This window comes from Verrucomicrobiia bacterium, assembly GCA_036405135.1.
Taxonomy (GTDB): domain Bacteria; phylum Verrucomicrobiota; class Verrucomicrobiia; order Limisphaerales; family JAEYXS01; genus JAEYXS01.
The window spans coordinates 49,010-60,955 of sequence record DASWYF010000048.1 but is presented as its reverse complement, the minus strand read 5'-3'; the positions used below and the strand labels follow the sequence as shown (position 1 = coordinate 60,955).

Below are 11,946 nucleotides of genomic sequence, written 5' to 3'. Positions count from 1 at the left end.
TGCTACGGGGCACCGCGCATACCGTCAAATGGGAAAAGTGTTTGAAACGCATTCGTGATACGAATGTCACCGGACGTACGCATTGGGCAAATTGCGACATACGCGTTCTTTCCTCAGTCAGGCGGCCCGGCGGAGAAGGCCTTCGCTTCTCCGGCGAATGCCTTCCTGCCGCTCGGCCCGTTGAGTGGCTTCATTGGCTTTTTCCTCGGCCAAGGCCGGGAACACCAGCAACGGGTGAGCCGTGGCCCAGGCGAGTGCCTCGGCTTCTCCGATGGCATTCTCGATGTAGTCCCGCCGGTAGGTGCTATCCGGTGTCTGAGCCAGCAAAGCGGTCAGCAACCGTTCGCGCAACCGCGTGAACTCCGCATTTTCCTTTTCCCGTTCCTCGGGAGTGGTCCGGGGCTCCAGCGCGAACCTGATGTCAGGTCCGAACCTCGGCTCCAGCCGTTTGATGTTACTTCTATTTTTCATACTACTACTTTTTTCTTTCTGTTACTGCATCCCGCCGGGCTGAGCCCAAGACGGAAAAATGAAAAACCCACGGTGCCTTTGTTCTGGCAACCGTGGGTTTTTGAAAATTCTTAGTTTGTCTTAGTTTCTTAGAACTTCACTCCCGGGTTGCCGAGAACGGCCCAATGACGGGCCTGCTGGGACATCGTCCCGCAGGTCAGGCACTGGCTCTGTTGTTTTACGGCTACCCGGTTCATATCAACTGCATCCACTTAGGCAGGAAAAGGGCGAAAGTGTCAAATGAAAGTGGCGTTAGCGAATGAGCACGGGTGATTTCGCACAAGAGCTAATATGCTGGTTCCAAACATTTTACGGGAAATTCTGCCAAGCCGAATATTTCTTGCTGCTGGATAGCAAAATCGAGCCGTTATTTCGCAATGAACGAGATGCAAGAGCAGTTAATCCGGTAGAAATTGCCCCATGAAAACAGCTCTTGTGGACACCGGATCTACGGATTTGATGAATCGTTTACGGGCGCATCCTTTTCTGAAAGGGATGAACGAGTCACATCTGCTCGCATTAGTAGATTGCGCCATGCCCTGCTCATTTGTCGCGGGACAAAAGATCTTTGCAGAAGGCGATGTCGCGAACCGGTTTTACCTGCTGGAATCAGGAGAAGTGACATTGTTTTCGGAAGGATCGCCGCATGAACATGTCCCCGTCCAAACTCTCGCTGCTGGCGATGTTCTCGGCTGGTCATGGTTGTTCCCGCCATATTACTGGCATTTCTCAGCTGAAGCCAAAACACAGGTGGATGCCATCTTCTTTTACGGCACTCGCCTAAGGGAGCGTTGCGAGCAAGATCCTGCCCTAGGGTATGAAATCATGAAGCGTGTGACAGAAATTGTCATCGCGCGGTTGCAGAAAACGCGGCAGCAGTTTTTGAAAACTTAACATCCCTTGCTTGCAGCAACTGAGCTGGAAAAGTGCTTTCAACAAAATACGCATACACAGGAATTGCCGGATTTTGAAATTGCGCTTTAGTCAGATGCCGGGGTGGATTTCACTAAAACAGGCTGAAAACTCAGATTTATTGAATTAAGCGGCGTTTTTTGATAGATGTATTTCTGGATCATGATTTTTAGTTGTGACCGTTAATTGTCATATAAGGGATTCCCTTAGTGGGGTAAGGGAGATGCCATAGGACAATTCAGGATGTGGCCCAATTGCGGCTTTTTGGCGGATTCCCTAAATTTGGTTTCGTGATGGCAACAACAGAACATACCAATCAGCGCGAAATCGCAACCAATCTTGCCCTGCCTGGCGGTCGTTTGGGCGCACCCGCCAACGTGGCTGGAGTTCCGTTGAGCGAATCTCAGCACAAACTTCTGATTGAGGCCCTCCAGCAATCCCAGATCTACCAGGATTATGAGCGCGCCTTTTCTGACGCGACGGGACTGGCCATGACGCTCCAACCGCTGAATTCATGGCAACTGCCCCTCTATCGCCATCGTCATGAGAACGGTTTCTGTTCCCTGATGGCCGGTCACAGCCGTTCCTGCGCCGCCTGTATGCAAACGCAGCAGGAGCTGACGGAGAAGGCCGCTGATGGCCCCGCCACGGTGAATTGCGCCCTCGGCCTGAGTGACAGTGCCGTACCAGTGAAGCTGGGCGATCAAATCATCGGTTTCCTCCAGACCGGCCAGATCATGAAGCGCAAGCCCACGGAAGCGCAGTTCGACAAGGCTTCCGACCAGATCAAAACTTGGAATGTCTCCGTGGACCAGGGTGAATTGCGCGAAGCCTATTTCAGCACGAAAGTCGTTCCGCCCAAGCAATATGAAGCGGTTCTCGGCCTCTTGCGCATCTTCGCCGAGCATCTGAGCATGGTCTGCAACCAGATCGCCCTGCAGCAGGCGAATGCCGAGCCACCAGTGATTCGCAAGGCCAAGGAATTCATCCACGAGCATCAGGCTGAGGATATCACGCTCGGCCAGGTGGCGAAGTCGGTGAACACGAGCACTTTCTATTTCTGCAAGATCTTTAAGAAATACACGGGGTTGAATTTCACGGATTATGTCTCCCGGGTGCGCATCGAGAAGGCGAAGAACCTCTTGCTTAATCCGAACCTCCGGGTGAGTGAAATCGCTTACGAAGTCGGCTTCCAGTCGTTGACGCACTTCAACCGCGTATTCAAGCGCATCGTCGGCCAGTCGCCCACCCAATACCGCGAGCATCTGCCGACGGTTTGATGAATTTAGTGTGACGGGAGACAGAGAATCCTGTCACTACGCCAAAAGGGTCCACTCCTTCCTCCGCTAAAATGGCAGGGAGGGGGTGGAGCACTTATTTGTACCCATCTACCGCTGCACTTGCCATCGCGGATGAAATCCTCTAATACTCGTTCCGTTGCCATCACTATGTTAAAATGGTGAGGCACCTTCGTGCAAAAAATGCCGATATGCAAACCGGCCTCAAGCAGTTACATGAAGCACGAACAGGAATCCGCGATGAAGAAAAGCAAGAAGGCCGCCGCTGAAAAGGCGAAGAAAAAAATCCTGATTGTGGATGATCATCCGATCATGCGTCAGGGCCTTGCCTTGCTTGTGCGCACAGATGAGACGCTCGAGGTATGTGGTGAAGCAGAGAGTGCTTCAAAGGCTGTCGAAGCGGCCATGCGTCTCAAGCCGGATCTCGTCATCGCAGACATTTCCCTCCCCGGCCGTAATGGTCTGGAACTCATCAAAGACTTGCACGCCCTCCAGCCCGGCCTGCCGGTGCTCGTCGTCTCCATGCATGATGAATCCATCTATGCCGAACGCGTCTTGCGCGCCGGCGGCCGTGGTTACGTGATGAAGGGTGAAGGCAGCCAAAAACTCATGACCGCGATCCAGCAGGTGCTGAGCGGCGGCATCTTCGTGAGCCAAAATATTTCCGCGCAGATCTTGGAACTGTTCTCCGGCCGGCGCAGCAGCGCATCACCCGTGGAGAAGTTAAGCGATCGCGAATTCGAGGTGTTCCAGCTCATCGGGCAGGGCCGCAGCACGCGTGAGATCGCGGCGGAACTGCACATCAGCATCAAGACCGTGGAGGTCCACCGCGTGAACATCAAGGAGAAGCTCGACCTCAAGACCGCCTCCGAGCTGATCCACTATGCCGTCCGCTGGGTGGATGGCCAAGGGGCCGCAGGCGCCTGACCTTTAGCTTGGCGGGCGAATGAATTGGGCGAGAAGCGAGCGGTCATCCCGCGCCTCACTTTCCCTTTTTCCATCCGGACAACCCCGACGCGAGCAGGACAAACCCGCCAAACGCCGTCCCCATGATGCTGGTGGGGATACCGGCCAGGATCGCGCAAAACAATGCCTTGGTGAAGCTCACCCCCAATGTGTTCTTCGCCAAAAATTTTTGGATGAACGTGACCACCACCAGCGTGATCGAAAAACTCAAGACGACGACCACCGGAATGGCGACCCCGAGCGAGATCGCTTCCGCGCCCCAGAATAGATTATCCAGCGTAATCAGCAACAGACCGCTCAAGGGGTGCAGCTTGAAGTTACGGCCATCCGGCGATTCCGTGGATTCTGGATGCGGGGCGCGGGCATCATGATGCACGGGAATGTTTTCATCCGGGATGACCGGTGGTTTGCGCGTCAGATCCGACATAAGCGAACGATACCCCCGGACCTCTCCACACGCAATGGAAGTGATGACCTCCTAGAAACACTCCTAACCTTTCATCAGAAAGGATAGTCTGAAACTATTTCTGCCGGCACGACAGTATGGACAAGAGAGGTTTTCGAAGCAAAACTACGGCTGCGTTCAGCCAATGAATGCTCAGGCTGACATACGCGTCATCCTATCGCCATGAAATACATTGCCAAGACTTGTGCCGTTGCCTTCCTCGCCTTGACCTTGCTGGGTTGTGACCGTTCACCGGCCAATGCGGCTGCATCCGGGGGCGGAGGAGGCGGTGGTGCCGCTGCAGCAGCGGCGGACAAGATGGTGAAGCTCTCCAGCTCTGGGCTGGCGACTTACACGGATGTGCTGGTGGGGGCGGATGGAACAATCCACAGCGTCTATACAGAGCGGCCCGCCTACGGGAAGCCGGAGTATCTCTACTACCGCACGAGCAAGGATAACGGCAAGACGTGGAGCGAGGTGAAGAACCTGAGCGATGATGAATCCGGGCATTCGGCGAGCTACATGCGGCTGGTGCAGGATGGCGCGGGCCGTATCTATTGCGTGTGGAAATACATCGGGGCCAATGAGATTTTGGATGGGCCGGGAGGTTATGCGGCCGGGCGGATCGTCTACCGCTGCCTGGAGGGCGGCACTTGGTCTAATCGCAAAGCACTTGGTGATGACAAAGTGCCTTCTTATTCGTGGTTCGCAGCGGTGGACCCGAAGGGTGTCGCGCACATCGTCTGGGGCCAGATGACGAAGGAAGGTATCAAGATCCGGGGCTGGGGATCGGCGACTTACGCAGGGCTCGTGCGGCAGGCGACGTTGAACGGCGCAAACAGCGTGGTGAAGGATATACTCATACCGCCACCCATTGTGACCAAGGAAGAGCAGGCGGAGATGAGCAAGAAGGGTATTTACGTGAAGTATGAGGACACGGTGCCCAAGAAGGATGGCTTGATGAATCTGCGCGGTTATGTGGATGCGGAGGGGATCGCGCATTTCGTGGGCGAGGACCAAGGCATCAAGGACGGGCCGTCTGATCAGCAGACGGGAAATCGCATCCGGCATTGGGACGGGAAGAAGTTCTCCACGTTATACATGTTTGAAAAGTATCAGACGTATAACAACTTCAATAATCCGCCGGTGCTCGCACTGGATGCGAACGGGAAGGAATGGCTGATCCGCGCGCCGGAGAAATCGGAGAAGCAATGTGTGCGGGCGTATCCGATCACGGATGGTGAGCTGGGCGATTTCGTGAACATCATCGCACCGAAGAGCGGGCCGGGCTTGGTGGCCAACTGGCAGGTGGCGACGCTGGCGGGCGGGCAACTCGTGCTGACGGCGGCGTTCTCGGAAACAGGCGGTTATGACCCGGAGGATCTGGAGCTGTATATGTCGCGCTTCGATGGAAAAGGTAATTGGAGCGCGCCCCAACAGTTGACGAACAATGGTTCCAAAACGACGTCATCGCACAAGGCGACGGGCGCAATCAGTTCTGTGGATTCGGTGACTTCGTATAAAACGAAGTTCACAGCCGCAACGGCTGGCAAAGATGGTGCACCCGTGCTGACGACGGTGAATACGGAGAGCACGATCGTGGGTATCAATAGTGCGGGGACGACGGGCAGTGGGCGCGCAGTGATCGTGAGCAGCGGCGGGCGCGTGGATAATCCGTATGTGTTTTTCCTGAAGCCGTAAGAAATGTCAGACGGGTGGTGTGCCGCATTCCGGGCAGGGTGCGGCCGGAGTCTGGATTTCCGCGAGGCAGATGCGACAGCGGGGTTTGCCGTAATCCACGTCATCTGGGTCATCCGCCACACCACGTAACGTCACCACTGCGCCGCTGACTGCACAGCGGACCGGACCACCAGGCACACCTGGCTGACGCACAGCACCTTCTCCATGCAAGGTGTGACAGCCTGGGCACCAGTAACGGATGATCATGGAGGGAATGTAATGCAGGGTGCGGCATGGTGTCCACTGACACGGAGCATCAAAGATTTCATGGACCGGTGATTTTTCCCCACAGTTTGTGCAGTTTCTCCCGCAGTTCGAGCGGCCAAGGGAGCTGGCCTCTTTCAATCACCAGTTTTTCGGGGTTGGCATAGAGCTGCCCCGGCACACCCATGATGAGGGCGTAGTCCTCCAGCACTTCCACGGGGGTGGCGTTGGTGAACCAGCGCGGATAGGTGCCGGACGGGAGATTAGGCGTGGAGATGTGGGCCAGGTCCATCTGGGTGATACGCCGGATATACTCCGCCTGTTCATACTCGCGCTCAAATTTCAGCATCGGCGCACGGACGCGGAAGAGGTTGTCCACATTCTGGTTCCCCGGCGGCAGTTCCGGAAGCCCCGGCAGATGGAGAACCACGCGATGGCCGCTGAGAAATTTGCGCACGCGGATTTTTCGGACATTTGCCAGATCACCCCGCAGGCCTTGGATGATCTGGCTGGAGGAACTGCCGCCGCCGGCGGTCTCGATCTTCTTTCCGGCGGCATCCAGATATTCCAGCTCGAAGGGCCTATGCGAGGCAGACACATCGCAGTGGTAGATGAAGACACATTCTTTTTGAGGACGGTTTCGGCTGGTTCAATGGCAGATTGAAATACGCTTTTTTACCATCTGAGCCGGAGCCGTAGGAACCGCCGGAAAGACCATCTCCGGTGAAGACAAGGTGGTAATAGGCGCCGCCGACCTGGAAACTGGCACCCATGCGCGGCTCGATCTCTTCCATTTCCACCGGGGCAGCGGCCAGATCCACGATCAGATCCACCGGTGCAAGATGCCATAACTGCAGCCCTGCTTCGTATTTGTAGCCGTGCTTCCATTCCTGGCCGCTCCAGCCGGAGGAGAGCGTTGCCTGGGTCCGCGCATCATGGAAACTTGCACTCAGCATTTTCCACTCGCCACCCAATATCTCAAAGTCAAAGCGGTAGTGCGGATAGTTGTCGCGAACCTGGATTTGCCGCTCCCACTGCTTCGGCAGATCAGGTGATACATCGGCGTCACTCAAAGGCTTGAGGTCGGCATCGTAAAACCGTGCGGGCAAATAGGTGCCCCAAGAGTGGTTGGTGCCGGGCGGTGCCCAAGCGGTACCGATGCGTTTCAACCGGAAGGTGGTATCACCCAGACGGGCGATCGCCCCGCCATCGACGTGGTGTACAGTGAAATCAAGCACAGCACTGGTGACCTGACTCTGGGCAGGATATTCGATGCGAAGTTCGCCCTGGTTGGTGGAGAGGGTGACGTTTGGCGGTGAGGCCGGAGATGCAACAATTGCTTTCATCTGGACGGGCAGAGGCTTCAGCTTCTTCTCATAGTCATCATTCTTCCGCACTTGGGCGGCGGGGCTGTAGTAGGCGGGGCGCGCCGTCAATACGAGGTAGATGGCCACTCCCGCCACGATGAAAAGCACACCCCAGCAAGCAAAAGAAAAGAGACGGAGCTTACTTCTGGGACGGATGGATGATAGGCCGGTGTCTTCCATGGGTCGGGAGCATTGTGAGGGAGGGTAGAGGGATTTTCAAGAACGCCGGATGCTCCACGCTGGCTTATGCAGACGGCACACGGTAGGTTCTGCGCCTAGGCACCAGTCACGAATATGCTTTCCACAAGGCGAGAGCAAGAAACTCCTTAGTTCCGATATGGCATCCAGCCCAAGCACAACAAGCATGCCGGTCGTGCCAAACCGCAAGATTTTATGGCGGTTCATCGCCATGTTTGTTCTGCTTTGTCTGATCGTGCTGGGCATCAAGACTGCTCGTTATGCGATGCAGCCGAAGTATCAGGGCAAGACGATGGAGGAGTGGTATGCGGAGGTGAAATCCATGGACGCCATCTGGGTGATGAATGAGGAGGAGTTCGCGCGTGATCCGGCGACGGTGGCTTTGAAACAGTTCGGCACCAACGCGGTCTGGTTTCTCTGGCGTGAGCATTGCCGCCGCGATTCCCAGATCACGGCTTGGTACATGGAACGGTTTGATCATCCTTCGGCGGTCTACTGGTTCAACCATCAACAAATGCGGGAAGAGATCACCGCGAGGTTATTGATGGAATTCGGTTCGGGGGCAGAAGTGTTGATCCCGGAAATTTTGGCGGGGTTGAACACGAACGATCAAAGGGAGCGTGAACGGCTGGTTCATCTGCTCGGCACCATCCGCAAGCAACCGGAGCTGGTACTGCCTGCTTTGGTGCGCGGTTTCCCGGCTCAGAGCAAGGCGATGCACGATCATTTCAGGGATATCCGGACGATCGGTGAATTTGGTCCGGCTGCCAAGGCATATGTCCCGGAGCTTAAAGCGCGTCTCGCCAATCCAATGAACCAAAACCGCGGACTGCAGGCAACGCTGGCGGAAACGATCGTGCGGATCAATGGGCCGGGACCTGAGTTGCAAATCCTGCTGCGGGAACTAAGACCGGGCGATGCTTCGCTCTGCCATTCCGGGATGGGCCCTTTTGAAAACGTAGGGACTAATGCGCTGCCTGTCGTGCCAGAGTTGCTTCGCTTTGCGCAAACGTTCACGAACTCGGCAGCGTCAAACTATGTGATCAGTGTGATCCGAAAGATCGATGTGGAAGGAGTGCATCTCAAACCGTGAATGAGAAAACCACTGAGACGAATCAAAGTTCTGCACTTCGCGAGACGCGTACAGGGCAGTGCGGAGGGACGGGCCTTCCGCACTGAATGAATCACACTCCTTGATGAACGGGCGGACCGTGGGCGGGTAGCTCAAGAGGTCCGCGAAGTTCGATAGTTCGCGGGAAAAAGGTGGCGGGGATGAGTTACGGTCATATGACGGAGCGGAAAAGTTTTGGGAAAAGCGTTTTAAGTTGTAAGCCAATCCACCATGAAACCGCTTCTAGAACGGGGAATGTGCTTGTTTGTGGTGGCTGATTCTGCGAGTTAGGGGTTCAGCCATGAACAATGACGAGCAACTGGTGGTCGCCATCAATGCTGGGGATGCGGGACAAGTGAAGGAACTCATCGCCCAAGGAGCCAATGTTAACGCCAAGCACGAAGATAAAGAAGGGTATTCCAACCGAACGCCTTTGATGCATGCGGCGATGGGGGGACATCTGGAGATCGTGAAGCAGCTGCTGGCGGCGGGGGCGGATCACAAGGCGAAGGACCGCTTCATCATGCCGAGCGAGGGCGGTGGGGAGACACCGCTGCATCATGCGATCCGTGGGAAGCATCATGAGGTGGTGAGGGCATTGATCGCGGCGGGGGCCAAGGTGAATTCGAAGTCAGGTGGAGATACGGCGTTGAGGGTGGCGGTAGGCAAAGGAGATGCTAAGTTGGTGCAAACGCTGCTGGAGAGCGGAGCGAATCCGAATGGGCACAAGGACGGTTTCACAGCGATGGGTGGAGCGGTGATGAACAATAGAGTGGAAATCGCGCGGTTGCTTTTGGGGATGGGAGCCGATCCGGATTATCAGGATCCTAATTTTCAAGAGAGTTATCTCATGGAAGCAGCGGCACATGGGAAGATCGGCATCGTGAAGGCGTTGCTGGAGGCCAAGGCGAATGTACATCTGCGGGATGATACGGGATGCACAGCCCTGATGAAGGCGACGGAGGGTGGGAAGCTGGAGCAGATCGACATCAAAGACATGGCGCAATATCAGGATGATCCACGGCTGGTGGGTTCTTCGACCTTGCGCACAAACAAGCATGCCGATGAGATAGTGGAATTGATCCTCAAAGCGGGAGCGGATGTGAACGCACGCACGCCATCGGGTTGGTCCCCGTTGATGTTTGCCATGGCGGCACCACCGGACCGGACGGCGGTGATCAATATTCTTCGCAAGGCGGGATCGGATGAGGTGAATCTGGACTGGTTGCCGGTCATCGAGGCTTTGGAAGAGAAGAAGCCGTGGAAAGAGGTCGAACCGATGTATCTTAAGGTGAAGAATCCTAATGTGCGAATGTATCAAGGAGGGATGATTCTTTCCATGATAAGTAATGAGGAGGAAGAAGCGAGGGCTATCAGGGTGATGGTAGAGCACGGGGCTGATCCGAATTTGGGAGCAGAAGAGTCGAATGACGGAGATTGTTTTTTGAGCAAGGCGGTTTATTTGGAGGATGAGGAGTTGGTACGGTGGCTGATCCGCAAAGGGGCGAATCCCAACCTGAATGACCGGCGCGGCAAGAACATCCTGGCGGAATCATACAAACTGGAAAAGATGCTGCCGGTGATCCAGGAGGAGATGAAGGAAGTGTTCAGAGGAGCACCAGCCAAGGAGCCAGCGCCACCTGATTTCAGCGAGGCAGCAACAGCACCGAAATTTCAAGAGCACGTGGCGCGTTTGGCCAAGAAGTTGAAGGCGGAGCCGAAACCGGTTTTCGATGATCGGGCGGGAGGAGTTTCCCTAGCGGCTTCGAAAGAAGCGATCGATGAGCTGCTCATCAAAGAGCAGTTCACGCTACGATGCAAAGGAGTCTACTTGCTGGCGCTGGATCATGATCGCACGCGGTTGGGGTTGTTGCCGACGAATTCATGGGCGAAGGCGGTAGCGTTCATGCAGACGAGTGCGCCGAACGATTCGCTGACGAACTCGGCAATCATTCGGCGATTGCAGGAGATCGAGCTGGAGTTTCCGTTTGTGATAACGGGAGCGGGTGCAGATTTCATCGCGGGGCGTTTCACGGAAGCCTTAAAGAACAGCAAGAAGGTGGCGCAGCTATTTTATGATCTGTGTCCGGATTTTGTGGATCAAGGGGCGGGGACAGTGGCAAATGCGGCGACGCAGTTGAAGAAAGCGAAGCAGTTCTTTTTGTGGTGGGATTAGTGGCAGGTCACACTGGCGGGCTTTCCGCGGTCAGAAATTTGCATCGGGAATTTGTTGGGCTGCAATTGATTAGATAAAATGAAAATCAATTTCAGATAATATGATTGTCAGTTGCGGAGATTTTGATATTCTTTTCCCCGCTGGCAGCTCGCTGCTGGTAAAGGAAGGGGCAAAGAGAAGTTTCAGGTTTCTGGTCTAATGTTTCAGGTCAGGGACAGGGAAAGTTCAAAAATCCTCCCCCCAATGGTTCGTTGGAATCGTTTGGCAATTCCTTATGGAAGCATCATGGAGACGTGCGAGGTGAGAGGGGCGAAGTGCGATTCTTGCTTCGGGGTCTCTGCTGAAGTTCGGTGGGGCAGTTGTGGGGAATTAGTTAGGGCAAAGCGGCAGCTTTGCCCCACCGGGTTCAGGGTAGGATCTGTGGGTGTGTCGGGCGTGTGGATTGGGGCTCGTAAGCTGGAGGGGGAAAGGGACGCTGACCAAGAATGAGGTCGGGGAATCTCTAGTACTCACTGCGGAACCAGCCGGGTCTTGGACACTTGCTGAATTTGAACTCTCAATCGTAGAGGGGGAGAACACGATGCCTCACAGGGGTCGGGTGGTTTCATTGCTCTTTGACATAGTTCCTTTTAAGGAACGCAGAAGTAAGAATGGTGAATGAAGAAAGGGAAGGCGCTGGGCGTATTAATGACGCTCGGCGCGCTCACTCCTCACCCCAGCCCTCTCCTCGTTAGAGGAGAGGGAGAAGAGGCAACGTGCCTAGACGGGCATTCTCTGTTCTTCGGCTGCGTTTCTGCTGATGGTCGGCGTTTTGAGTCTGAGGTTTTTAGGAATCGAGGACGATTACGATTTATTGGCGTGGAGTGGCTGGCGAGGGTTGGGTTTGGGAGGTTGAGGCCGGAGGCTAGAGTGCCGTAGCACAGGACGCCTTGAACGGGTTGCCGGGCGGAGCAAACCAAGCAGAAAGCCACTTCGGGGGAATGTATGAAGTATGAGTTATGAAGAGGGCGTTTATCGGA

At 55.3% G+C, this 11,946-nt stretch carries 11 protein-coding genes; 6 read left to right on the top strand and 5 right to left on the bottom strand.

Going from position 1 to position 11,946, the window contains the following annotated elements; translation table 11 throughout:
- Nucleotides 1-117: 117 nt before the first annotated feature.
- Nucleotides 118-471 (bottom strand): hypothetical protein, encoded by a 354-nt coding sequence (locus VGH19_22105; protein ID HEY1174074.1) that lies wholly within the window; start codon nucleotides 469-471, stop codon nucleotides 118-120.
- Nucleotides 472-930: 459 nt separating this feature from the next.
- Here VGH19_22105 and VGH19_22100 point away from each other — a divergent pair, with 459 nt between their 5' ends.
- From VGH19_22100 to VGH19_22090, 3 genes are all read left to right on the top strand, one after another.
- Nucleotides 931-1,404, top strand: coding sequence for a cyclic nucleotide-binding domain-containing protein (locus tag VGH19_22100; GenBank protein ID HEY1174073.1), 474 nt, complete (start codon nucleotides 931-933; stop codon nucleotides 1,402-1,404).
- A 311-nt stretch (nucleotides 1,405-1,715) separates the two neighbouring features.
- Entirely contained in the window at nucleotides 1,716-2,702 is a 987-nt protein-coding gene (locus tag VGH19_22095) for a helix-turn-helix domain-containing protein (protein ID HEY1174072.1), read from the top strand.
- 234 nt (nucleotides 2,703-2,936) lie between these two features.
- The gene (locus VGH19_22090) at nucleotides 2,937-3,647 is read left to right on the top strand and encodes a response regulator transcription factor (protein HEY1174071.1); all 711 of its coding nucleotides are present in this window, start codon (nucleotides 2,937-2,939) and stop codon (nucleotides 3,645-3,647) included.
- Nucleotides 3,648-3,702: 55 nt separating this feature from the next.
- Here VGH19_22090 and VGH19_22085 read toward each other — a convergent pair whose 3' ends face one another.
- Nucleotides 3,703-4,113 (bottom strand): hypothetical protein, encoded by a 411-nt coding sequence (locus tag VGH19_22085; protein HEY1174070.1) that lies wholly within the window; start codon nucleotides 4,111-4,113, stop codon nucleotides 3,703-3,705.
- Nucleotides 4,114-4,314: 201 nt separating this feature from the next.
- Here VGH19_22085 and VGH19_22080 point away from each other — a divergent pair, with 201 nt between their 5' ends.
- Nucleotides 4,315-5,832 (top strand): sialidase family protein, encoded by a 1,518-nt coding sequence (locus VGH19_22080; protein HEY1174069.1) that lies wholly within the window; start codon nucleotides 4,315-4,317, stop codon nucleotides 5,830-5,832.
- 6 nt (nucleotides 5,833-5,838) lie between these two features.
- On the opposite strand, the gene VGH19_22075 is transcribed toward VGH19_22080, so the two are convergent.
- The 3 genes from VGH19_22075 to VGH19_22065 are packed head-to-tail and all read right to left on the bottom strand — an operon-like array spanning nucleotide 5,839 to nucleotide 7,550.
- Nucleotides 5,839-6,078: a hypothetical protein gene (locus tag VGH19_22075; GenBank protein HEY1174068.1), complete on the bottom strand. Its 240-nt coding sequence runs from the start codon at nucleotides 6,076-6,078 to the stop codon at nucleotides 5,839-5,841.
- A 58-nt stretch (nucleotides 6,079-6,136) separates the two neighbouring features.
- Nucleotides 6,137-6,673 (bottom strand): hypothetical protein, encoded by a 537-nt coding sequence (locus VGH19_22070; protein ID HEY1174067.1) that lies wholly within the window; start codon nucleotides 6,671-6,673, stop codon nucleotides 6,137-6,139.
- Complete coding sequence (locus VGH19_22065; protein HEY1174066.1) at nucleotides 6,657-7,550, bottom strand: hypothetical protein; 894 nt, start codon at nucleotides 7,548-7,550, stop codon at nucleotides 6,657-6,659. The genes VGH19_22070 and VGH19_22065 overlap by 17 nt, the downstream gene beginning before the upstream one ends.
- Before the next feature lie 256 nt (nucleotides 7,551-7,806).
- Between VGH19_22065 and VGH19_22060 the strand changes: the two genes are divergently transcribed.
- Both VGH19_22060 and VGH19_22055 read left to right on the top strand, forming a co-directional pair.
- Nucleotides 7,807-8,733 (top strand): hypothetical protein, encoded by a 927-nt coding sequence (locus VGH19_22060; protein ID HEY1174065.1) that lies wholly within the window; start codon nucleotides 7,807-7,809, stop codon nucleotides 8,731-8,733.
- 283 nt (nucleotides 8,734-9,016) lie between these two features.
- Complete coding sequence (locus VGH19_22055) at nucleotides 9,017-10,927, top strand: ankyrin repeat domain-containing protein (GenBank protein HEY1174064.1); 1,911 nt, start codon at nucleotides 9,017-9,019, stop codon at nucleotides 10,925-10,927.
- The last annotated feature ends 1,019 nt before the right edge of the window (nucleotides 10,928-11,946 follow it).